Source organism: Pseudomonas sp. GW823-FHT02C02 (assembly GCF_058797635.1).
Map to the genome: position 1 here is coordinate 476,816 of NZ_JBXAJV010000002.1, position 22,000 is coordinate 498,815.

At 60.9% G+C, this 22,000-nt stretch carries 18 protein-coding genes; 7 read left to right on the forward strand and 11 right to left on the reverse strand.

Annotation, left to right across the window (positions count from 1 at the left end):
- Positions 1–105: 105 nt before the first annotated feature.
- Complete coding sequence (locus AC1ROI_RS04905) at positions 106–1,791, reverse strand: sensor domain-containing diguanylate cyclase (RefSeq protein WP_102593371.1); 1,686 nt, start codon at positions 1,789–1,791, stop codon at positions 106–108.
- 143 nt (positions 1,792–1,934) lie between these two features.
- Positions 1,935–2,828: an AraC family transcriptional regulator gene (locus AC1ROI_RS04910; RefSeq protein WP_077750090.1), complete on the reverse strand. Its 894-nt coding sequence runs from the start codon at positions 2,826–2,828 to the stop codon at positions 1,935–1,937.
- Positions 2,829–2,966: 138 nt separating this feature from the next.
- Between AC1ROI_RS04910 and AC1ROI_RS04915 the strand changes: the two genes are divergently transcribed.
- Genes AC1ROI_RS04915 through AC1ROI_RS04925 form a run of 3 tightly spaced genes read left to right on the forward strand, consistent with a single transcriptional unit; the run spans position 2,967 to position 5,095 of the window.
- Entirely contained in the window at positions 2,967–3,710 is a 744-nt protein-coding gene (locus AC1ROI_RS04915; RefSeq protein ID WP_083377104.1) for an SDR family NAD(P)-dependent oxidoreductase, read from the forward strand.
- 18 nt (positions 3,711–3,728) lie between these two features.
- On the forward strand, positions 3,729–4,130 hold the full coding sequence (locus tag AC1ROI_RS04920) for a VOC family protein (RefSeq protein WP_102593372.1): 402 nt from the start codon (positions 3,729–3,731) through the stop codon (positions 4,128–4,130).
- Positions 4,127–5,095 carry a saccharopine dehydrogenase family protein gene (locus tag AC1ROI_RS04925; protein WP_102593373.1) on the forward strand — a complete coding sequence of 323 codons (969 nt, stop codon included), beginning with the start codon at positions 4,127–4,129 and terminating at the stop codon, positions 5,093–5,095. The genes AC1ROI_RS04920 and AC1ROI_RS04925 overlap by 4 nt, the downstream gene beginning before the upstream one ends.
- On the opposite strand, the gene AC1ROI_RS04930 is transcribed toward AC1ROI_RS04925, so the two are convergent.
- On the reverse strand, positions 5,092–5,397 hold the full coding sequence (locus tag AC1ROI_RS04930) for a DUF7693 family protein (RefSeq protein ID WP_102593374.1): 306 nt from the start codon (positions 5,395–5,397) through the stop codon (positions 5,092–5,094). The two genes, AC1ROI_RS04925 and AC1ROI_RS04930, sit on opposite strands and share 4 nt — an antisense overlap.
- Before the next feature lie 172 nt (positions 5,398–5,569).
- Here AC1ROI_RS04930 and AC1ROI_RS04935 point away from each other — a divergent pair, with 172 nt between their 5' ends.
- The 3 genes from AC1ROI_RS04935 (at position 5,570) to AC1ROI_RS04945 (ending at position 8,638) form a co-directional block, all read left to right on the forward strand.
- Positions 5,570–5,950, forward strand: coding sequence for a c-type cytochrome (locus AC1ROI_RS04935; RefSeq protein WP_077750094.1), 381 nt, complete (start codon positions 5,570–5,572; stop codon positions 5,948–5,950).
- 881 nt (positions 5,951–6,831) lie between these two features.
- The gene (locus AC1ROI_RS04940) at positions 6,832–8,040 is read left to right on the forward strand and encodes an MFS transporter (RefSeq protein ID WP_102593375.1); all 1,209 of its coding nucleotides are present in this window, start codon (positions 6,832–6,834) and stop codon (positions 8,038–8,040) included.
- Between the two features lie 118 nt (positions 8,041–8,158).
- A complete protein-coding gene (locus AC1ROI_RS04945) occupies positions 8,159–8,638 on the forward strand; it encodes a VOC family protein (RefSeq protein WP_010459133.1) in 480 nt (159 codons plus the stop codon).
- A gap of 25 nt (positions 8,639–8,663) precedes the next feature.
- Here AC1ROI_RS04945 and AC1ROI_RS04950 read toward each other — a convergent pair whose 3' ends face one another.
- The 8 genes from AC1ROI_RS04950 to AC1ROI_RS04985 form a co-directional block, all read right to left on the reverse strand.
- Complete coding sequence (locus AC1ROI_RS04950; RefSeq protein WP_077750097.1) at positions 8,664–9,527, reverse strand: alpha-amylase family protein; 864 nt, start codon at positions 9,525–9,527, stop codon at positions 8,664–8,666.
- Complete coding sequence (locus AC1ROI_RS04955) at positions 9,524–10,498, reverse strand: alginate O-acetyltransferase AlgX-related protein (RefSeq protein WP_102593376.1); 975 nt, start codon at positions 10,496–10,498, stop codon at positions 9,524–9,526. Before AC1ROI_RS04955 ends, AC1ROI_RS04950 begins: the two co-directional genes overlap by 4 nt.
- A complete protein-coding gene (locus AC1ROI_RS04960; protein WP_083377096.1) occupies positions 10,495–11,148 on the reverse strand; it encodes an alginate O-acetyltransferase AlgF in 654 nt (217 codons plus the stop codon). The genes AC1ROI_RS04955 and AC1ROI_RS04960 overlap by 4 nt, the downstream gene beginning before the upstream one ends.
- 8 nt (positions 11,149–11,156) lie before the next feature.
- Positions 11,157–13,700: an NfrA family protein gene (locus tag AC1ROI_RS04965; protein WP_102593377.1), complete on the reverse strand. Its 2,544-nt coding sequence runs from the start codon at positions 13,698–13,700 to the stop codon at positions 11,157–11,159.
- Complete coding sequence (locus AC1ROI_RS04970) at positions 13,697–15,811, reverse strand: glycosyl transferase family protein (RefSeq protein ID WP_102593378.1); 2,115 nt, start codon at positions 15,809–15,811, stop codon at positions 13,697–13,699. The genes AC1ROI_RS04965 and AC1ROI_RS04970 overlap by 4 nt, the downstream gene beginning before the upstream one ends.
- A 12-nt stretch (positions 15,812–15,823) precedes the next feature.
- Entirely contained in the window at positions 15,824–18,037 is a 2,214-nt protein-coding gene (locus AC1ROI_RS04975) for a hypothetical protein (protein WP_102593379.1), read from the reverse strand.
- Positions 18,038–18,078: 41 nt separating this feature from the next.
- Complete coding sequence (gene wecB, locus AC1ROI_RS04980; protein WP_081854013.1) at positions 18,079–19,317, reverse strand: non-hydrolyzing UDP-N-acetylglucosamine 2-epimerase; 1,239 nt, start codon at positions 19,315–19,317, stop codon at positions 18,079–18,081.
- 606 nt (positions 19,318–19,923) lie between these two features.
- Entirely contained in the window at positions 19,924–20,811 is an 888-nt protein-coding gene (locus tag AC1ROI_RS04985; protein WP_102593380.1) for a LysR substrate-binding domain-containing protein, read from the reverse strand.
- A gap of 134 nt (positions 20,812–20,945) precedes the next feature.
- Here AC1ROI_RS04985 and AC1ROI_RS04990 point away from each other — a divergent pair, with 134 nt between their 5' ends.
- Positions 20,946–21,998 carry an agmatine deiminase family protein gene (locus AC1ROI_RS04990; RefSeq protein ID WP_102593381.1) on the forward strand — a complete coding sequence of 351 codons (1,053 nt, stop codon included), beginning with the start codon at positions 20,946–20,948 and terminating at the stop codon, positions 21,996–21,998.
- The last annotated feature ends 2 nt before the right edge of the window (positions 21,999–22,000 follow it).

The window sequence follows — 22,000 nt, forward strand, 5'->3', positions numbered from 1 at the left end:
TGGCGAGGGGATAAGTCCCCTCGCCACAGGTTGTCGCTCAGTTGAAGATGTTCTTAAGTGAATAGCCTTGCGGTTTAACCGGGTTTACATCAGTGGAAGCTGAGGTCAGTGGCGTTCAGTCACGCGAGCCTGCGGAGCCACCCGATTCCTTCCCGACCACTTCGCCTGATAAAGCTGCTGATCGGCACGTTTGATCAGCGCGGTGGTATTGCTGTCCGATATCTCGGCCAGACCAATGCCGATGCTGACCGTGACGTGCCCGGCCGTAGCAAAAATGGCTGCGGCAATCGCGGCGCGAATCTTCTCGGCAACGACCTCGGGGCTCTCGGGTTCCTCGACTTCCGGTAACAGCACCGCAAACTCCTCGCCACCGTAACGGGCCACGAAGTCAGTGGCGCGGGTGTTGTCCTGGATCAGCCGGGCGAGTTGGTGCAGCACCTCATCGCCGATTGCGTGGCCGTGGGTGTCATTGATTTGCTTGAAGTGGTCGGCGTCGATGAACAGCAACGCAAAGGGCCGTCCGGTGCGTTGAAACAGCAGGTTGCACTCATTCAGTTTCTCGTCGAATCGGCGCCGGTTGTACACGCCGGTCAGTGCGTCGTGGGTGGCCAGTTTCAACAGATCGGCGTTGGCCTGGGTGAGGGCGGCGGTGCGTTGCGCGACCGTGGCTTCCAGCGACGCATTGGCTTCCTGCAACTCGCGCTCCTTGCCGAGCAAGGACTCCGTCATGCCCTGGAGGGATTGGCCCAGCTGGGCAATTTCTCGCACCGAATGGTCCCGCGGAAACGTCACACCCGGTTGTTGGTTTTGTACCCGTTTGGCTGACTTTGCCAGCTGTTCGATCGGGCGGCTGAGGTACAGCGCCAGGTAGTACGCCACCAGAGCAAACACGATGGCGGCAATGACCCCCAACAGCAGCAATTTGTAAAACAGAATACGTGCGGGTTGAAGCGCGATATCCAGTGGCTGGCGGACCGCGATGTACCACGTCAGGTCCGTGCTCGAGGGCGTGGGGACCGCGACCACGCTGGTCAGGTAACCGTCGCCGACTGACCAGCCGGCGGTATCGGCATGGTTTTCCCGGGCGACCGGCATGTTCGCCACACGTTGCCCCATGAGCGCTTCGGGATAGAGCACTTTGCCGTCGTGGTCGACGATCAGCGCCTCCACCTCGGGCGTCATGTCCTTGCGCAGCACGGCCGCGTCGACAATCCGCGTCGCCCAGCTCCAATGGGCATGGGCGCCCAGCACACCGATCACCTGGCCCTCGGCATTGCGGATCGGCGCGGCGAAATCGATGAAGCGCAAAGGCTCGCCACTGGCGGTTCCGGGCAGCAGTTTGGCCAGCAGGACCGCCTCATGAGGATCGCCGGTATAAGCACCGCGCAACCCGGCCTGGAACCAGGGGCGCTCCTTCACCGATTGATTGACCAGAAGGTCGTCGACGGCTTGCCGTACACGCCCGTTGGCGTCAGCCACGCCCATCCAGGCGTACTCGGCGCGAGATTGCGAACGCAGTTCCATCGACGACAAGATATCCGGATCGCCCAGGTCGCCGTGCTTGAATAACGGCGCTCGACTGAGCAGAGACACTTCGAGCTGACGCTCATGCAGTTGTGCGCCCAATAGCTCGGCCGCCGACCTTGCCGTACTCAACAACGCATTGCCGCTGGCCTGCTTCATTTGCTCGGTGGCGATGTGGCCCACGTAGAAACCCACACTCACCAGCGTGAGCAACGACAGACCGGCAAACCAGAGTGTCAGGTGGCTTCGCAAGCTGGCTTTGATCATGGAAGACACCTGACGGTTTGAAGTCGCAGCATGGTATGCGCAATGGTCGGGTGGGGGCCAGTGGCGGCGCTTTCATGGCATCGATCGGTACACGCATTCGCCAACGCGATGACAAGAAACGAGTCAGTCGGACCGAAGCGCCCTCAGTCGGCGCGTCCGCGCAGTTGCGCGAGAATCCGCGCGGCATCCCGGGCCGGAGGCAAACCGAAGACGCGGGCGTAGTCCCGGCTGAATTGGGTAGCGCTTTCATAGCCGACATCGAACGCGGCGCTGGTGACGCTTTTAGCGTTCGCCACCAACAAAGTCCGCGCCTGAAGCAGCCGCACGCGTTTTTGATACTGCAAGGGGCTGAGCGTGGTGACGGCTTTGAAATGGCGGTGGAACGCTGACACGCTCATCGACGCTGTGCGGGCCATGTCCTCGACCCGCAGCGGCTCGGCGAAGGCGCGGCGAATCCACTGGATCGCGAGGCTGACACGGGCCATGGCCGTATCGGGCGCGGCAATCTCGCGCAGCATCCAGCCGTGCGGTCCTTGCAAAACCCGATAGAGAATCTCCCGCTCGTACACCGGGCTCAGGGCCGCGATGTCCGCCGGCCGGTCCATCAATCGCAGCATGCGCACCCAGGCGTCCATCAGCTCGGGTGTGACCGCGGCCACTGAAAAGCCGGCCTCCTGTCCTGACGGTGCGACAGGTTTTGGCAAGTCTGTCAGTAACGTTGCCAGTACGGCAGGGTCCAGTGTCAAGGCGACGGCGAGGTACGGCTCGCCGGACGTGGCCGGGTGCACACTGCCGACCGCCGGCAGTTCAATCGACATCACGAAATAGGTCGCCGGGTCATACCTCAATGTGCGATCGCCGACGGTGATGGTCTTACTGCCTTGCAGGATCAGGTTGATCATCGGCTCATAGACAGCGGCCAACTGATGTTCGGGAATCGCACCCTGGACCATGGCCACGCGCGGAATGCCCGTCTCTGTACGCCTGTTTTCGGCCCTGGCGGCGAGGGTTCTGAGTTCATGCAGTTGGTTTTCCATGGGGAGACATCTGACCGCAGGGGGACGCACGGCGCAAGCGAAAAGCAGAAACAGGCAGGATTGGAGTAGTAACGGCTGCGCTCGCCCGAGGGTCTATGGTTACCGTGGTTGCTCATCTGATTGACAGTGGAGCAAGCCATGAGCGTTATCGTCATTACCGGCGGCAGTCGAGGCATTGGTGCCAGCGCCGCAGTGCACTGTGCCCGGCGTGGAATGGGCGTCATCCTGACCTACAAGAGCAACGTGCAAGCGGCGGATTCGGTGGTTCAGCGCATCAAGTCCGAAGGTGGTCATGCCGTCGCCCTTGAACTGGATGTCAGCCATGCCGGGCGCTTCGGCGTGTTCGTCGATGCGGTACGAGAGGCGCTGCAATCGAACTGGCAAACCACCACCTTGGGTGGTCTGGTCAACAATGCCGGCCACGGCCTGTTCAATCCGCTTGAGACGGTCACCGAGGCGCAGTTCGACGACCTCATGAACGTTCACCTCAAGGGCCCGTTCTTCCTGACCCAGGCCTTGCTGCCGCTGATGGAGGAGGGCGCAAGCATCGTCAACCTGACCAGCGCGACGACACGGGTGGTCACGCCAGGCGTGGCGCCTTATGCCGCTTTCAAGGGCGGACTGGAAGTACTGACTCGCTACATGGCCAAGGAGTTTGGTGAGCGACGCATCCGTGCCAATGCCGTCTCGCCCGGCGCCATTCGCACCGAACTGGGCGGCGGCTTGAGCGAAGAATTCGAGACGCTGCTGGCCTCGCAAACGGCGCTCGGTCGCATCGGCGAACCGGACGACGTCGGTCGAGTGATCGCCACGTTGCTGTCCGAAGAAAGTGCCTGGATCAACGCGCAATCCATTGAGGTTTCCGGCGGTTACATCATCTGAACCAGCGAGGCGCATTCCATGCTTGATCATGTGTTTATCTCAGTCAGCGACACCCAACGCTCCGTCAATTTCTATACCGCGGCGCTCACACCGCTCCGCATCACTCACTCGCTCGATTTCGACGGCAAGGATGGCCCGCCGGGCCACCCGGACCTCAAGGGTTTCGGTGCGCAAGGCCGGGTGTTTTTCTGGCTGCGTGAAGGGGTGGTGGAGGGGCGGGCTGCGCATGTCGGGTTCGTTGCGAACAGCAGGGGCGAGGTCGATGCGGCCTATGCCGCTGCGATGAAAGCAGGCGCTACCGATAACGGCGCTCCCGGCGCACGGTTGCATTACGACCCGAATTATTACGCGGCTAACGTCCTGGACCCAGATGGCTACAGCCTCGAATTCGTCTATAAAAACTGGCAGCACCGACAATGAGCAAACTTCTGATTTATGGCGCAACCGGGTACACCGGCCGAATGGTCGCAGCACAGGCGAAGGCAGCCGGGCTGGACTTCGAAGTCGCTGGACGTGACGCGACAAGCGTGGCTGCGCTTGCCCGGGAGCTGAGCGTGCCTTATCGCACCTTCACGGCCGACGCTCAAACGGTGCAAGCGCTGAGCGGCGTCACGGTCTTGTTGAACTGCGCCGGTCCTTTTGTGATGACTGCAGAGCCGTTGATGCGGGCCTGCATCGAGGCCGGGGTCGACTATCTCGACATCACTGCCGAAATCAACGTTTACCGGCTGGCGGAGCGGTTGGGCGAGGATGCCGGTGTGATGCTATTGCCAGGCGTCGGCTGGGACGTTGTCCCCACGGACTGCCTCGCCCTGCACGTTGCCCGTCGTGTCGAACATCCGCAATCGCTACGGATCGCGCTGCAGGTTGCAGGCTCCATGTCCCGTGGATCGGCCAATAGCGTTGGAGAGATCATCGGTGCAGGATTGATGACGCGGGTCGACGGCGTACTCGTTCCTGCACCGGATGCGCAACCTCGTCACTTCGACTTCGGCGCCGGGCCTGTGCTCTGCGCGCCGCTGTCGTTCGGTGATCTGGTCACGGGTGGGCGCTCGACGGGTATCCCCAACATCGCGATGTTCGTGCACATCAGCGGTGACGCATTCCCCGAGGGCGACTTGTCCCGACTTCCCGATGGCCCCTGCGAGCAAGAGCGCCTGTCGCATCGGGCCCGTGCGGTTGCTGAGGTAACGGGGGCAGATGGGCAGGTTGCGCGGTCGGTGATTGAGACTATCAACGGCTACTCCTACACACCGTTGGCCGCGGTGGAAGCGGCGCGACGCGTGTTGGCCGGGGAGCGGCGTTCCGGGTTCGAGACACCGGGTCGTCTGTTCGGAGTCGAATTCGCCGAGAGCATCGCCGGGACGGTGATCGTTGATCTCTAAGGCTGGCGCTGAAGGCACAGCAAGCGCTCGATCTGCGCTAACTCCCAGGTGCTGAGCAAACTGACCGGGTCGGTGCCGTAACGTTGCCAGCGGTCGAGTTCACCCTCGCGGCCGTCCGGGGCCTGGCAACGTTGGCAATGCAGCAGACGGGCGCCGTCGAAACCGAGGCTCAGGCGCCAGCCTTCGATATCGACGTGCACGTGGCCGGGCTCGGGTTGTCTGGCGAGGCGCGATAGCGGCCGGAGTTCCAGCGCGGCGTCGCGCAACTGCTGGTAAACCTCGCGGGCGGTCAAGGGTGGCACAGGGCATCTCCGGTGGAATCGCAGGGTTGCACAGGATAGAGTCTGCGCTTGCCGCTGTCAGCGGATAGCGGGGTCGTTATTCCACCCGTCTGCCGGCGGCTTACTGGAAGTAGGTTCAACCGGGTGCGAGCTGATTTACGTGCGCTTGGCCACAAATGATTTGGAGCAGGACATGAATAAAGCCGCAGCCCTCATGGTGCTCATTGCGGGGGTGTTCGGCGCGCAAGTCCAGGCGGCCGGCGATGCTGAAGCCGGCGCGACACTGTTCAAACGGATATGCGGCGGCTGCCATCAAGTGGGTGAGTCGGCGCGGGGTTCGTTCGGGCCGCAACTCAATGGCATTTTTGGACGCCCGTCAGGTAGCACGACGGATTATCAATACTCCGACGCCATGAAATCGGCCGGCATTGTCTGGACCCGCGAGACCCTGATCGCGTACCTCGAAGATCCAAAGGAAGTAGTGCCCGGTACCCGGATGATTTTCTGGGGGCTCAGCGATCCGGAGAAGATTGAAAACCTGTTGGCGTATCTTCAGACCTTTCAGCCGCAGTAGGGCACCCTGCATTGACGCAGTGCGGCTTTCGATCAAACGCTCGGACCCACCCTCAGCAAGGCGACGTGCGGACCATGACGATCTATATGTAGGAAGGCACCTACAAAAACTCACGAAACCATGATTTTTCACACTCATAATCGAACTGGGTAACCGCCCGGTGGGGCGGTTTTACTTCGTTAGGATGTGTCAGTTTTTTCCCGGTATTTGACTTCGATGTTTCAGGGGTAGACTCTTGGCGTCGCTGGAACCCGTAGCTGAAACCGGATAGAAATGCTCTTGCCAAATAGACTCGAAGATCATCGTGTATCTCTAGTGCAGAAACAAAACATTCTGGTTGTCTGGCCGTGAATGTTGTTTTTCATGCGCCATGAATACACCGTTTTTGTTAGCTGTGAGCTGTCTGGGATGGGCGTTTTAGGTGGCATTGGTTACATGTGATAACACGGGTAAGAGGGGGTGGCGGATATGCCTGCCCTAAATAGTTAGTTCTAATGATCGACGTGTTGCCATTGGATAGTTTGCGGCAGATGGCAGGTTAGATTGATTAGATAATATTCCAAGGACTGCACTTGCATGATGTAAGTGCGAACAATCGATAGAAGTGAGTTTGTTCACTTCTGGAGGCAAGGATGCACGACCAAGTTACGTCTGAATTTTCTGTTCATCTGTGTATTCATCAACTATTCGAAGCCCGGGTTGCACGCAGTCCTGAAGCCACGTCGCTGGTCTTTGAGGGTGAGACGCTCAGCTATGGTGAACAACTGCCTCGCTTGCTTGCTGGTTCACATGTGCCATTGAGTCGCCGATAAACCGCCCGCAACAGTTTGCGGGCGTGCAGCGGGGTACCCATCGGCGAAGCATTATAAAAAGGAGAAATCATGGCAAATCCCTACCGCGAACTGCTCACCACCCCGGGCGTCATGGGGTTGGTGATTGCGAGTTCCATTGCCCGTCTGCCGCAGGCAATGATCGGCATCGGCATCATTACCATGTTGGTGCAGCAGACGGGACTTTATTGGCTGGCTGGCTCGGTCGCCGGTACCTTTACCCTGGCAAATGCGCTGATCGGCCCGCAGGTGTCGAAACTCGTCGATCAGCGGGGGCAGAGTCGGGTGCTGCCCTTAGTCACCACCTTCAGCATTGGCATGTTGCTGGCGCTGATCGTTGCCGTCTCTATGAGGGCGCCGACCCCGCTGTTGTTTATTCTTGCGGCACTGGCGGGCACGATGCCCAGCATGCCCGCGATGATAAGAGCACGCTGGACACAGCTTTTCCGTGGCAAGCCGCAGTTGCACACGGCTTTCTCCCTGGACACGGTGCTGACTGAGCTCGCTTTCATTATCGGTCCACCCCTGGCCATCGGTCTGAGCGTCAGTTTTTTTGCCGAAGCCGGACCGCTTGTCGCGGTCTTGCTGCTGGTCATCGGCGTGAGCGCTTTTCTTCTGCAAAAGCAGACAGAACCGAAGGTCATCGTGGGCGTCAGGAAGAGCACCGGCTCTACCTTGCTGATTCCCGGCGTTCGCACCATCGTTCTGGCACTCCTGGCGATGGGGGTGATTGGCGGATCAATCGATGTGGCGGTGGTGGCCTTCGCCAACGCACAAGACTGGCCAGCGTCCGCCAGCTTCATCCTCGCAGCCTATGCGCTCGGCTCAATGATCGCGGGCCTGACGTTCGGCGCGTTGAGGGTCTCCTTGTCGATTGAAAAGCAGTTCTTCGTTGGCGTTCTGATCACGGCAGTTACAGCCGTCTTGCCCATTTTCTCGCCGGACGTCTACATCCTTTCCGGGATGCTGTTTGTGGCAGGCATGTCATTCGCACCAACGATGGTCGTCGTCATGAACCTTGGTACGATCATCGTTCCACCGTCCAGGATCACCGAAGGCCTGACGTGGATGACGACGGGCATCAGCATCGGCGTGGCGCTCGGTGGCGTACTCGCGGGGCTGGTCATCGACGCCTATGGCGCACGGGCAGGGTTCGGCGTCGCCATCGGCGCGGGGCTGGTCATGGTGGTGATCGTGCTGTTGGGGCTACGTACACTTCGCTCCACATCAGCGGTTTGCGCCGAGCCGAGTTTCCAGTAATCAGCACGCTGGACTTCGTCACAGCATTGATCTGCCGACAAGGGGCATGGCCCTCTTCGTGGTCCATCTGGTCGCTCAGCTAGAATGACCATTCATTCCCCATTGATGGAGAACCAGAATGGTCAGCAAAAACACGATTTGCCTCTGGTACGACGGCGCCGCGCTGGAGGCCGCGACGTTCTACGCCAAGACGTTTCCCGACAGCGCGGTGGGCACCATCCTTCGCGCGCCTGGCGACTATCCAGCGGGCAAGCAGGGCGATGTATTGACGGTCGAATTCACGGTGATGGGCATTCCGTGTCTCGGCCTGAACGGGGGCTCGGGGGTCAAGCACAACGAGGCGTTCTCGTTCCAGGTGGCGACTGACGACCAGGCCGAAACCGATCGCTTGTGGAGCGCGATTGTCGGAAACGGCGGCCAGGAAAACGTCTGTGGCTGGTGCCAGGACAAATGGGGACTGTCGTGGCAGATCACGCCCCGCGTCCTGACGGATGCCATCAATAATCCCGATCAAGCAGCGGCCAAGCGCGCGTTCAACGCGATGATGCAGATGGGGAAAATCGATGTCGCGGCGATAGAAGCGGCGGTCAAGGGTTAATCCGACCTGACGCTGATGATCTACGTTATCGCGCCAGTTGCTCCACCAGTTCAGGCGTCACGTAGTGCGGTCCGTCGAACAGGTACAGCGGATAACCGTCATAGGCCGCCAGTTGCGGTTTGAGTTCGGCGGCGGTGGCGGAGCGAAATCCGCCGCCGAAGTTGGGGCGAAAGGCTTCGACGATGATGCGCACCCGGTCTTTGCCCAGACGCTCGCGCAACGCGTCGGCGTAGGTCCTGGCGACCGGTGCGGTGCGGGCGTAGACACCGACGCCGTCCTGGAAGAACACGCCAATATCATTCGGCAGCCACTGCTTGAGCCATTCTGCCGTGGCGACAGGGCCGATGTTCGCACCGTCATACACGCTGATCCATAACGGTCGTGGCAGCTTGGCCAGCAGGGCGGGCAGTTCTTTGGCGCGGGTCCAGCTGGGGTCGACTTCGGCGGGGAAATACCAGCCGGTGACGTGCAAGGGCGTCGGCAATTTGGCGATGCGTGCCGAGACTGCCGCCAGTTGCTCAATGTTGTCCCGTGAGCGGTTTTCGCTGAAATAGCCGGCCAGTCCAAGGATGACGTCTTGCGCCCAAGGGGCCTTGGCGATGCGTGCCCAATCGGGCAGAACCGGCACGCTGGGCAGGCCGGAACCGGCAACGAATGCCTGATCGTCGACGACAGTCCATTGCACCAGCAGCTCGCGGGCCCCCAGCTTTTCCCAGTGGCCATTGATGCCGACGGTCTTGTTGTCCGGCTGCCAGACGATGCCGACGATCCCTGGGGTCTGGGCCTTTTTGTCCGTCACGTAGAGCACGCCGGTCCCGGTGCCGAGAATGGCGGCAAACAACAGACCCGCAATGGTCGCGCGACTGGCGGTGTAACCAAGAATGTTCACGGAAGCGCCTTATTGATGCGCTGATGCCATTGGCTCAGCGAGGTGACGCCTTTGGCGTTCCAGTTAGCTGCGGCATCGGGGCCGAGGTGGAATTGGCCCTCGTTGAATTGCCAGACGATCACTTGCGGTTTGTGTTGGGCGAAATCCGCAGACTCCAGGTATTGCAGCAGCGTAGCCCATGGGCCGACATCGCCAGGATTCCAGGTCAGCGCGACGGGACGGTCCAGGGCATTGGAAAGCTTTTGCGTAAAGCCCAGGTAAGGTTGGACAAAGCTGTTGCCGATCACCTGAACCGGTGCCGGTGCGTCATCGATCAGCAAGTCGTTCTGGGCCTGATGGCGAACGGTGTAGATGTCGCGACCAATCGATTTACGTTTGATCGCCGGCAGGAAATTGCTCGCCAGATCGCCGAACGCGCGTCGGTCGAACCACTCGCCCAGCGCCGCGCCACCGCCGGGTTCGCCTTGCAGGCGGTAACGCTCGGTAATCAGTTGCGCCGTGGCGTCGGCGGTGTTTTCCGCGCTCCAGGCTGTCCAGTGGTAGTCGGCGCGATAAAACGCGGTCTGTTTGCCGTGTTCAGTGCGTTGCAGGACGGGCTTGATGTTCAGCGTGGTCAGGCCTGCCTGAGTCAGCTCGCTCTGTAAATGGTCGTAGCGCTGCAACACGGCCGGGCTCAAGGGCTGATTGGCGGGCAGGCGCGAGGCATAAAACGGCGCTTTCATCGGCACTACCAATACGACCAGACTGATGTGTTCCCGCGCAAGGTTCTGCTGGAGTTGTTTCACCAGCGCAATGTTGCGAGTCGTGCCGGGATTATCGACCTTGCTCAGGCTTTCCCAGGCCGGGAACAGCCAGCCACCTTCGCCGGTAATGACCGCCGAGGCCGCTTCAACGCCGGTGCCCGACAGGCTCAACAAGACACCGGCGATCAGGGCGGAAACCGGCCAGCGAGATTTCCATTGAAGGGTCATGGCGCGGTCTGGTCGACAAGGCCGATCAGGCGTGGAGCCTGCCGGGAGCCGACCAGGAACAGGCTGTAACGATCGCCGGCCTTGAAGGGCGCCAGCTTGAACGGCAGGCTGATGTTCTGCTCGCAATTGGCAACCAGCGTTGCTTGCACCGGGTTAATCGTGCGCTGGGCCTGACCGTTGAACGGCACTTGATTGAACACCGGGGCATGGTTAGCCAGTTTCACCCCGGCCTTTTCGCAACCGCTGGCCAGGTTGTAGAGGTTGAGTTCGGCACGCAAGTCTTTGCCGCGCAGCGGCGGGTCGATGACCAGGCGGGGTGCCCGCGCCGGGTCACTGTCGAGAATCAGCGTGACCCACGCACTTTTCGGTGCGCTCAGGCCCTTTATCTCGCGACCGTTGACGGTCACTTGCAGCGGCTGTCGCGAGTCCACGACCTGAAAAGGACTGGCCACCGTCGCCTGGGTCGAAAGGGCGAAACTCGCGCCCTGGCCCACCTGGACCTGCATGGCAGTGTCGGAGGGGTTGACCACCCGCACCCAGGCCGAACCCTCCGGCAGTTTTGGCGCGTACAACTGGGCAATTTCAGGGGCGGCGTTTGCCCCCATCGGGATCAGGCCAAGTCCCAACCACAAACAGAATCGAATCTTCATGCAAGTCCTCAATAGGAATAAGTCAGGCGACCGAAGACACCTTGAGCGCGATCATCACCCAGCACCTTGACGCGGTACTGCAGGGATAAGTCGAGATAGGAGCGGGGCGCGTTGTACGCATCTTCGCGGAACCAGTAGCGCACGTTGTTGCCGACACCGATGCCACCGGCCTTGCCGGACGATGAGTCCGATTTGCCATCGGAGTCGGTGCCACTGTTCATCTTCGAGTCGTAATCGAACGCGGCCACCACATGGGGGAACGTCACCCAGCGTGAGCCCGCGCCACCGATGGCATAGCTGCGGCCGACCTGCCATTCGCTGTTGAAATAGTCCCGCGAGTCGTTGACGTAATGTCCGGCTTCAGCGAACAACTGCGAAGTCCACCAGCTGGAGGCATCGACCCGCAGATCGGTCCCGACGCTTGCGCCATAGCCCAGACGCAGCAGCCAGTCACCGTCGACGTCCGACGATCCCAAGGGGAAGGTGCGCTCGACGGCGGCCATCACGTTCAGCGACGTGAAGGGTTTGACCCGTACACCCACCGCGCCTTGCAGCGCATCGAAACCGGTGTCCGAATCGCTGTTCTTGCTCCACAGCGTGTCGGTGACGCGTCCGTAGAGTTCGACAAAACGTGCATTGCGATAGCCCAACGGGCGCCAGGACAATTCGGTGCTGTTTTGCAGGCTGTCATTGCTGCTATTGCCGCCGCTCGGCGCTGAGCTCAGGCCGCTGCTGGTGCTGTTGCCGCGGTAACTGGTGGTGTTGGTCAAACCCCAGGTGCGCGAGACATCGGCCACGGCGCGACGGGTGTCGAACAGCTGCTGCGGGGACAGGTCCGGTTCACCGGCATTGTTTGCGTCGATGACGCGCTTGAAGTAGCTGACGGCTTGTTCGTCATCATTGACCCGCATCGCGTTATAGGCCGCGTCCTGAGTGGCTGTCGGCGTCAGTCGCGTCTCGGCATCGGCCTTGCGGAACGATGCGTGGGCACCCTCATCGTCGCCGGCCTGGACCGACAAGTAAGCGATCTGCAGGTCGCTCATCGATTCCAGTTCACCCGTGTCCCGCGCTTGTTGCAGCCGTTCGCGCGCGGTTCGGCGCTGGCCGATGGCGCTGTACAGACTGGCTTCTTCATAAGCAGGCAGGCTCCCCAGCGCCAAGGCCTGGGTAAAGTCTTCGCGAGCCCCGGCGTCGTCACCCGATTGCTGGCGCAGACGACCGCGTTGGGCCAGCAGTCGGGCGTCATCGCCGGTGAGCTTGAGGCCCTCGCTGGCTGCTGCGATGGCTTCGGGCACTCGTTTCTGATCACTCAAGGCGCTGACGAGCAACCGTCGGTACGCCGGATTCTTCGGCGCACGGGCAATGGCTTCGTTGGCCAGGACGACGGCCGAGGCGGGGTCCTTGCTGGCGAGTGCGGCGTAAGCCTGACCGGCCTTGTCGGTTCCGCCGTCGCGCTGGTTGCCCGGCCAGATATCGCAGACCAGGCCAAAAGCGGTTTCCTGACAGTTCAGGGCCGGGGCCGGAAACTGGGCGACAGCGTTCAACCCGTTGTTTTTTTGCCTGAGGGCCATTCGGGCGGCTGTGCGTCGACGGGCCACTTCGCCGCCTTCGTCATCGGCCAAAGGTTGCAGCTGATCAAGCGCCCGCTGGGGCTCGCCATGGGCCAGCGCAGCATCGGCGGCGAAGAAGCGAATGTCGCGGGTTTCGGTTTCCAGCAGGCCATCGATGGCCAGGGCGTGATTCAGGTCAGCCTCGGCTGCCGCTGTTTTACCCTGACGATCAAGGGCGTAGCTGCGCAGGATCCACGGTGCGATTTCGCCATCGTCCTGAGCCAGTGCGCCAGACGCGGCCAGCTCGGCCCCTCGGTAATCCTTGGCTGCGAGCAGGGCGCTGATCAGCAGTTGCTGATTGGCGCCGATTTCCGGTGCCCAGGCGACGGCTTTCCGGGCCTTATCCACGGCCAACGGCACCTGGCCTTGCTCCAGGGCGCGATAACTTTCGACGGCCAGCGGTGCGGCCAATTGCCGACGAATCGCTTCGCGGCGCATCAGTAACGTATCGTCGTCCGGGAACACGGCCAATGCCTGAGTGGTGGCCTGATCCGCTTCTTGAAGATGTTGTTGACGCTGCAACGACTCGATCAGCAGCAGTCGATAATCCATGCGTTTGGGCGCCTGGGCGATGGCTTTGCGTGACGCCTGTGCCGCCGCGCCGAAATCATCGCGATCATAGGCCTTGAAGGCCTGGGCGGCGGCGCCGAAGCCTGGAGCCTGACGTGACTGTGGGTAGCGCTTGGGATGATCACGCAGATCCTTGTCCCGTTGAGCCAGCACGATCAGCCTGTTCAAACGGGTGATGTCGGCGCGCTGACGCAACGCTTCGCGGGCCTTGGCGATGGCCAGGTCGTAGTCTTTGCGCTCGTAGGCGCTGTAGGCCTCGTTGGCGGTGACGTAGGCCGGACCGGTCAACGGTAATGGCAGTGTTTCGGCATGAGCCAGCGCAGGTATCAGGCTCAGCCCCGTGGCCATGAGAGTCAGCAAAGGGCGATTCATGCCGGAAGCTCCTCAGGGTAGTGGCTGTGTTGACGTGCCACGGCCTTTTCGATGGTGGCGCGGGGCAGCACGCCGCTGTCGACCAGATAGTCGCCGATGCGTCCGTGACGCTGCGGGCGGTACTGCAACATGGTGCGGTTGAACACGTCGCGATCCAGCAGGCCCATTTCGATCAACAGGTCACCCAACAGTGGCGCGCGGGCATCTGGTACCGACTGGCCTTCGCGCACATTCATCAGGCGCAACTGCGCAACGATTTCGCTTTCACGGGCAATCAGCTGCACCGGCTCGCTGCCCAGTACCTCGCTGACTTGTTGCAGACCTTCGGCCGGCAACGGACTGGCCACGGCCAATTGCACTCGGCCGTCGGCGTTCAAGCCCACCGGCACCACTCGCCAGCGCAGCGCGAATTCATCATCCAGGGTGAGGGTCGACGCCTGCGCCTTGTGGGCCACATCGAACACCCGCGGCAGGTCATTCTGGAAGGCGATGGCTTCGGCCAGCGTCTCGTCGTCCAGCCAGCCATTGCTGAGCAAGATCCGCCCCAATGGCATGTGCCGGGTTTTCTGTTCGGCGAGGGCGCTTTGCAGGTCGGTTTCGTTGATCGCCTGCCAGGACAGCAACACGCTGCCCAGCTTGCGCGGTGCGGCGGCGACCAGGTCAGTGGACGGGAAGTCGTGCATGGTCTTGTCCCACACCAGTTTGCGGTTCATGACCTTGCCAACCAGGAACATGCGCCAGGCCCGTGACGCGGCCATGAAGTTGACGAAGTTGCCCACCACCATGCGCGGGATCGACAGCAAACCGTGCTGCCAGCCGTACAGCACGGTGGTGAAATAACAGCGATGCGCGATGCGCCAGGCCAGCGCAACACCGTTGGCCAGCAGCAAGTATTTGATGAAGCCGTTGGTTTCGAACGGCGTGGGGAAACTCACGTCCCACAGGCCGCTCTGGCGCAGGATGATCAGGCCCAACAGCTGCACCAGAATCACGTAGGCGATGATGCTGACAAACGCCGTCACTACGCCTTTGCGGTCACGGAACAACAGATATCGGTTGGCCAGCGAACCGTTCCAGCCCATTTGCTCCCAGCCTTGCAGGCCGATGCCCAGCGTCCAACGAGCCTTCTGCCGGAACGCGGTGCGGAAGGTGTCGGGAAAGAACTCGCGCACGCACAACGGCATCTTCAGCGTCGATTCGTAAGGCTTGCGAAACCAGGATTTGCGCAGCACACGAAACTGCACCGGGAAGCGCACGAAGATCGCGTTCATGCCGACCTTGGCCAGGCGTGCGCCGACGTCGTAGTCCTCGGTGAGGCTGTCAGTGTTAAACGGCTGGTTCTGGGTTTCCCCGGCCAGCACACGCAGGGCGCGATGGGAAAAACAGGTGCCGACGCCGGCAGACGGCACCGTGTCGGTCATGCTTTCACGCACCACCAGGTCCTTGCCGTGCCATTCGGCGAACTCGTCCATGTAGGTGCCGGCCACCCATTCGTACCAGTTGCGTTCCAGCGAAACCACGGGCAACTGGATCATGTCCTTGCGCGGCAGCAAGTAGTTGAACAGACGCAATTCCATCGGGTGCAGCACGTCTTCGCTGTCGTGCAACACGACGCCGGCGAAGGTCATGCCGTGGGTTTTCTCATGCAGGAAGATCGCCTGGATCACCCAGTTCAGGCAGTCGGCCTTGCAGGTCGGCCCGGCATGCGGGACTTCCACGCGGTGCAACTGCTTGTAGCGCCGACGCATGCGCTCCACTTCGTCAATGGTGCGCTGATCGTTGATGTAGGTGCCGACGAAAACCACATAGTTCTGGTAATCGAGGGTCGACACCATGTTTTCGATCATCGGCGCGATGACGTCATATTCCAGCCAGGCGGGGACCATGATTGCCAGCGGCTGCTCATCCCGGGCCATCAACTGCTCGGCGGTCAGCGGTCGGTATTTGCGGTCCGCGGTGAACTTGCGAAACAGCCGGCGCGACCAGTACCACAGGTCAATGAACAGGTCGTCCAGGCTGGAAATCAGGATCAGCACCGCGACCACGATGGTCGAGATCTCCAGAAAGCTGTAGTAGTGAGCCAGCCAATAGGGCCAATAAAGCGACGTCATCGAAGGGTTCCGTCACTGGCGATTGCGACGGGCGTTACGGCCAGCCAGCAACAGGATGAGAACCAACAGGATGCCACCCGGAATCAGCCACAACAGCGACGGTGTCCGCCAGGCGTCGAGGCCCTTGGGTTCTTCGTTGTCGATCAATTGGCTGCCGCTTGGATCCTGAGTGTCGAAGGTGGTCAGGGCACTGTTGTTGCCGAGGATGGCTACATCGCCGCGGGTCAGTAGAATCTGTTTGGCGAAGCGTGGCGAGTCATTGCCCAATGCGCGATAGACCATACCGTGCTGGCCGCCGGCATCGACCACTTGCAACGAGGCAAGGTGATTGAGCGGATGCACGTCAAGCAACACTTGATCCTTGTGATTGATGCGCAGGCGCCCCTGCTCATCGACCTGCACGGACTCCTTGCTGTCTTTGATCGGCAGCTCGAAGGCGAGGAAGGCCTTGTCCAGCGTGACCGAGGCTTTCGGATCTGTGATGACCTTCAATTGCGCACGCAGCGGCGAGACCCCGGCGGCATCGGCGACTGAAATCACCTGCGGCAAGCTGCTCGCCGGATGATCGAGGTAGGCCTGAGGCACCAGGAGTTGGGTGTCCACGGCAAAGCGCGCGGCCATGCCGGAGAAGTCATCACCCAGCGCGGTTTTTTCCAGCACGATGTGGCTGGTCGGCAGCACGGAAACCGGGAAGGCTTGCGGCGTTTCCAGGCAACGATCACTCACGGGCTGACGCTGGAACGACACGCGTAGCACGTTGGTCGCGCCCACGGCGTAACGCGGGATGCGCGCTTCGATGCGTTGTTTTTCACCGTTGGCCACCAGCTGCTGCGCGCCAATCAGGTAGTCATTGAGAAACAGTGAGGCCACCGGCGCAGTGTCTGATGCGCCGGGCGCGGCAGACACGTCGACCACAGCCTTCACCGGCAAGCGACCGTCGTAAGCCACGCTGCCCAGAGGGAATGACGTGCTCCAGTCAGACTTGGCCAGCACGTCGATGGCGCCGGGATTGCCGCCCAGGCGAGACAGGGCGACACGGCCGTCGCTGCTCAAGGGCAGCTGCGCTTCGCTGACGGTTAATTGGCGACTGCGTGCCAGTTTGTTCCAGGCGCTACTGAACAAGGCCAGCGCCTTGCCGGTGGCATGCGGCGCAATCATCAGAACCGGGCGCGTGCCCACGAGGGCCAGGCGCACATTGTCAGTGCCATTGGCGGCAAGGCCGGCATTGATATGCGTCTCACGCCATTGCGTGAACGCGTTGGCCGCCGTGGCATCGAAGCCCTGGATCTGGCTCTGCAGCGCGTCGAGGGATGCATTGATCGCTGTGAGCAGTTGCGGGTCGTTGACCGCCAGATCCGCCTGGACGTTCGGCGTCTGGCCCAACACCAGCAACGCGCCGATCTCCGCCGGGTTCGCCAGGGTGTGTCGACCTTTGCCGTTGAGGCTGGCGAACGCTGGAATACCTTGCAGTTCGGCCGGAATGCGCAGGCCGTTCAGGTCGACGCTGTCTTGTACGGCAGGGAAGGGCAGGATTTGACTGCGCTTGCCAATCCGCTCCAGTGCCACACCCAGACGCCATGCCGAATCGTAGCTTTCAGCGGATAAGGTGCCGGGCGCGACCATGATCCCCGGTTTGCCAGGCAAGGCCGTCCACGCAGCGCCGACGTCGCGCAACTGGCTGGCGTCATAGCTGTAAGTCAGGCGGGTGTCGGGTTCGATACGTAGAACATTGCCGATGGCGCGTTCGTCTTCGCACAGCACACGGGACACGATCGACGACCAGGCGATGCCCAGGCGCAGCGAGCCGCTGTCCCGCGCTTTTTTGTCCACGCCCAGCGTGACGCTGGCGTCACCCTGGGTTTCGCTCAGCCCTTGGGCACGCACCGGATAACCGTCCAGCGACAGCAGCAGCGTGTTGCGGCCGCCTTCGCCATTGAGGTAACTGGCGTCGAAATTCAACGTCGCATCCGTCAGCGGAACACCTGCCGGCACCGGCAGATACAGTTCGCGGCGGGCATCGGTGGAGCCGAGGATGATCGGTGCATCGATCCCCAGATCGCTCAAGCGCACCTCACGCTCTTGTCGGGTGTCGGCGTTGAGCCGGTTGATCGCCTGGGTGAGCGGACTGTCCGCGGCCAAGGCAAAGGTCGGCATGAGCGCGAGAAGGCTCACACCACAGGCAAGGGCGCTGAGGGCACCCGTATGGATGGCAACGGAAGACTTCATTCAGGTAGATCTCGAGCTGATAAGGGGAGGAACGGTTTGGTTTATCGAGAGGTAAAAGCGGGGTAATGCTTCTCGGGCGCAGGCTGTGCAGACGGGTATTGCAGGAACTTGGGCAAGGACTGGCCGGCCACGATGAAATCGTCCACCGGACGGCCCATCAGGGCATCGACGATGCGCGCACTGGCCTTGCCGTCGCCGTAAGGGTTGGCCGCCTGGGAGCAGCGGCGCCACAACAGGTCGTCATCGAACAGCGCGTTAACGCCAGCGATGATCGAGCCCGGCGAGGTACCGACCAGGCGCACAGTGCCCGCCGCCACAGCTTCCGGGCGTTCGGTCACATCACGCATGACCAGCACCGGTTTGCCCAGGGACGGTGCTTCTTCCTGCACGCCACCGGAATCGGTGAGGATCACATGGGCCCGTTGCATCAGGCGCACGAAGGCCAGGTAGTCCAGCGGCTGGATCAGGTGCACGTTGGGCAGACCGCCCAGATGCTCGGTGACCGGGCCCATGACATTGGGGTTCAAGTGCACCGGGTAAACGATCTGGATATCCGAACGCCGAGCCAGATGACTCAGGGCCTTGCAGATATCCAGGAAGCCTTCACCGAAATTTTCCCGACGATGCCCGGTCACCAACAGGACCTTGCGGCCGGTCTGCAGGAACGAAAACTGCCGGTCCAGGCTTGCGCGCAGGTCGGCATCCTGTTCAATGCGCCGTGCGGTCATCTGCAGCGCGTCGATCACCGTATTGCCGGTGACGAAGGTGCGACCCTGTAGGCGTTCGTCGAGCAGGTTCTGGCGCGACTCGTGGGTGGGCGCAAACAGCATGTCCGCCCCCAGGTCGATGCAGCGACGGTTCATTTCTTCCGGCCATGGGCTGTAGATATCACCGGTTCGCAGCCCGGCTTCCACATGGCCGACCGGGATCCGTCGATGGAACGCCGCCATCGCAGCCACCATGGCCGAGGTCGTGTCGCCGTGCACCAGCACCCGGTCCGGGCAGGTCATTTCCAGCACCGGGTCGATCGCCCCGTAAAGCGCCGCCGTCAGGGAGTTGAGCGTTTGCTGCGGGGTCATGACATCGAGGGTGTAATCGGCCTTGAGGTCGAACAGGTCCAGCACCTGTTTGAGCATGCTTTGGTGTTGGCCGGTGATGCATATCTGCGAATCAATGCCGGGTTCCGCAGCGAGGGCTTTGACTAACGGCGCCATCTTGATGGCTTCTGGACGGGTACCGAAGATCGAAAGGATTTTAATCCTTGAATGATGACGAGCGATGATGCCTTCCTCGCGCAGTTTTAGTGCGCAGCACAATGCAGGCCCAAGTTTTATTGAACTTGAGCAAGCCGGTGTTATTTGAATTTGATTAATACCGGGGATCAGCGTTGATGCTGATATTCACTTCGTGTGAGGGGGAAAGCGCCTGTAAGCCCGGAAGCGGCGGAATTATTAGCATTGAAGAGAGATGTTTTAAAGCGTTACATGGGATTTATTATTTATTAAATGAGTTTGAAACTTTTATAACTGATCCCTGTCTTTTTTTGGTTTTGTGTTTTTCTGAAGGGGTTTTGTTTTAGTTGGTAATAGAATATTAACTTATTGTTTTTAAAGGGTTTTAATATTTAAAGTCCATTCGTCGGTGTGTTTGAATTTTTGAATGATTGTTGCAGTCTCGGTCGGCGGCATTAGCGAGTGGTTTTTGTGAAATACAAGTCACTTAAATGGCGCCTGAATAATGTCATGGCGCACTGGAAGTTCTTTTGAACTAATTAAGTTTTTTGTAAGCGACTTCTCTCAATAGCACTAGGCTGAGTGTTCTGTTGTTCAATATGAACTTCATCAACGGACTTGGCTGAGGATACTGGCCATTAGCCGAGTCCCCTTTCATATTGCAAGTGCGGGAGACGTCTGGCTCGTTGCGTCCAGGTTACTTAACAGCCACTCGACGAAGCTTCGCGCCAGCGGATTGTTCTCGCTGTCACGATGGGTCAGCAAGGCCCAGTTCGGGCCGCGAATGGTGTCTTCCACCAAGGGCTGCAACAGTCCGCTGTCACGTGCCGGCCGACTCAGCAACTGACTGACCAGGGCGATGCCGAGCCCCGCGCAGGCGGCGTCCAGCAGCAGGCCGGGGTCGGAGAAATTCAGCCCCTGATCCTTCTGCCCGACATCAATCCCGGCCTCCACCGCCCAATGACTCCAGTCCATCTCCCGCTCTCCGTGAAGGGTGGTGCGCTGCTCGACGGGCACCGTCAACACGTCTGGATGACACGCCGGGTACAGGCGGTCGGCGTGCAACACCTTGAAGCTGCACTCGGCCTGGGAACTGATGTCGTCACGCACCGCGAGGTCGATGGTCTGGGTGGTCATGTCCGGGACTTCATCGGTGCTGAAAATCCACAGGTCGACCTCCGGGTGCTGACGACGAAAATCCCCCAGACGCGGCAGCAACCAATGACGGGCGAATGTCGGCGTGGTGTTGAGCACCAGTTGGTTGGGTTTCTGGTATTGCCCGAGGCGACGAATGCCGACCGCCAGTTGCTGCAATAACGCCTGGGTGGTGCTGAGCAGATCGTGGCCGGCATCGGTCAGGCTGACGCTGCGTCCACTGCGAAAAAACAACGGCTGCTCAAGGTACGCCTCAAGCGTGCGGATCTGCTGGCTGATGGCCGACTGGGTCAGGTGCAACTCGTCGGCCGCCTTGTGAAAACTGCCCAGGCGGGCGGCGGCTTCAAAGCCGCGAAGGGTGTTGAGCGGGGGCCAGTGCTTGAGCATATCGATAAGTTCCTCTAATCACTTTTCTACAAAATCCATCGTTTGTTGGCCTTGTTTTACGGCCGTAGCATGCATGCCAGGACCGCGAAGGCAATTTTCATTGAACACAATGACTTAACTCAAGGGTGCTTGTCATGCAGCAGAACGAACTTCAGAACAGTGGCTGGTGGATGCCGGCAGAGTGGGTGAAGCACGCCGCGACCTGGATGGTCTGGCCACACAACCAGGCGCTTTGGGAGTCGGGCTGGGGCGTCACCTTGCCGTTGGTGCAAGAGGATTTTGCCCGGGTGGCGAACGCCATCGCCCGGTTCGAACCGGTGAAAATGGTCGTCGACCCGTCGGCCGTTGCGAGTGCCAAAGCGCTGTGTGGGCCCAACATCGAATTGATCGAATTGGCCGTGAACGACAGTTGGTGCCGCGACTCCGGCCCGAGCTTCGTCTGCCATCCGCAACACGGTCTGGGCGGGGTGAGCTGGCGCTTCAATGCCTGGGGCGGCAAGTCGCTGCATAACCTCGACGAAAGCCTGGCGCGCCGCGCACTCAATCGCCTCGGCGTGCCGTGCTTTGGCACCCCGCTGAGCAACGAAGGCGGTGCGATTCATGTCGACGGCGAGGGCACGCTGATCACCACCGAATCGGTGTTGCTCAACCCCAATCGCAACCCGGGCATGACCAAGGCCGAGATCGAGGAAATCTTCACCCGTCTGCTGGGGGTGAAGAAAACCATCTGGCTGCCGGGTGACCCGGACTACGTGACGGGCGACATGACTGACGGCCACGTCGATGGCGTCTGCGCCTTCGCCCGCCCCGGCGTGTTGCTGGTGGATGCCACCCACGACAAAGATTCGGTGTACGCCGAGGTTGCACGGGAAAACCGTCGCGCACTGGAGCTGGCCACCGATGCCCACGGGCGCACGTTCGAGCTGATCGAACTCTATGAAGCCACCGATGCCGTGGACACCGAAGCCGAAGTGTTCTGTGCCTCGTACACCAACTTTTACATCGCCAACCACGCGATCATCATGCCGGCCTATGGCATCGACGCCGACCATGCGGCGGCCGAAGTGTTGGCCCGGGCGTTCCCGGAGCGCGAGGTGGTGCCGGTGCGGATCAATCACTTGGCCCATGGTGGCGGCGGGGTGCATTGCATCACCCAGCAGCAGCCCGCCTGGCCAGTGCAGGGGTGAAA

Coding starts and splice junctions, on each gene's coding strand:
- AC1ROI_RS04910 (WP_077750090.1), bottom strand. CDS start 2,828: ATGGAAAACCAACTGCATGAACTCAGAACCCTCGCCGCCAGGGCCGAA.
- AC1ROI_RS04925 (WP_102593373.1), top strand. CDS start 4,127: ATGAGCAAACTTCTGATTTATGGCGCAACCGGGTACACCGGCCGAATG.
- AC1ROI_RS04990 (WP_102593381.1), top strand. CDS start 20,946: ATGCAGCAGAACGAACTTCAGAACAGTGGCTGGTGGATGCCGGCAGAG.
- AC1ROI_RS04945 (WP_010459133.1), top strand. CDS start 8,159: ATGGTCAGCAAAAACACGATTTGCCTCTGGTACGACGGCGCCGCGCTG.
- AC1ROI_RS04985 (WP_102593380.1), bottom strand. CDS start 20,811: ATGCTCAAGCACTGGCCCCCGCTCAACACCCTTCGCGGCTTTGAAGCC.
- AC1ROI_RS04975 (WP_102593379.1), bottom strand. CDS start 18,037: ATGAAGTCTTCCGTTGCCATCCATACGGGTGCCCTCAGCGCCCTTGCC.
- AC1ROI_RS04940 (WP_102593375.1), top strand. CDS start 6,832: ATGGCAAATCCCTACCGCGAACTGCTCACCACCCCGGGCGTCATGGGG.
- AC1ROI_RS04955 (WP_102593376.1), bottom strand. CDS start 10,498: ATGACCCTTCAATGGAAATCTCGCTGGCCGGTTTCCGCCCTGATCGCC.
- AC1ROI_RS04960 (WP_083377096.1), bottom strand. CDS start 11,148: ATGAAGATTCGATTCTGTTTGTGGTTGGGACTTGGCCTGATCCCGATG.
- AC1ROI_RS04970 (WP_102593378.1), bottom strand. CDS start 15,811: ATGACGTCGCTTTATTGGCCCTATTGGCTGGCTCACTACTACAGCTTT.
- AC1ROI_RS04920 (WP_102593372.1), top strand. CDS start 3,729: ATGCTTGATCATGTGTTTATCTCAGTCAGCGACACCCAACGCTCCGTC.
- AC1ROI_RS04965 (WP_102593377.1), bottom strand. CDS start 13,700: ATGAATCGCCCTTTGCTGACTCTCATGGCCACGGGGCTGAGCCTGATA.
- AC1ROI_RS04905 (WP_102593371.1), bottom strand. CDS start 1,791: ATGATCAAAGCCAGCTTGCGAAGCCACCTGACACTCTGGTTTGCCGGT.
- AC1ROI_RS04915 (WP_083377104.1), top strand. CDS start 2,967: ATGAGCGTTATCGTCATTACCGGCGGCAGTCGAGGCATTGGTGCCAGC.
- AC1ROI_RS04935 (WP_077750094.1), top strand. CDS start 5,570: ATGAATAAAGCCGCAGCCCTCATGGTGCTCATTGCGGGGGTGTTCGGC.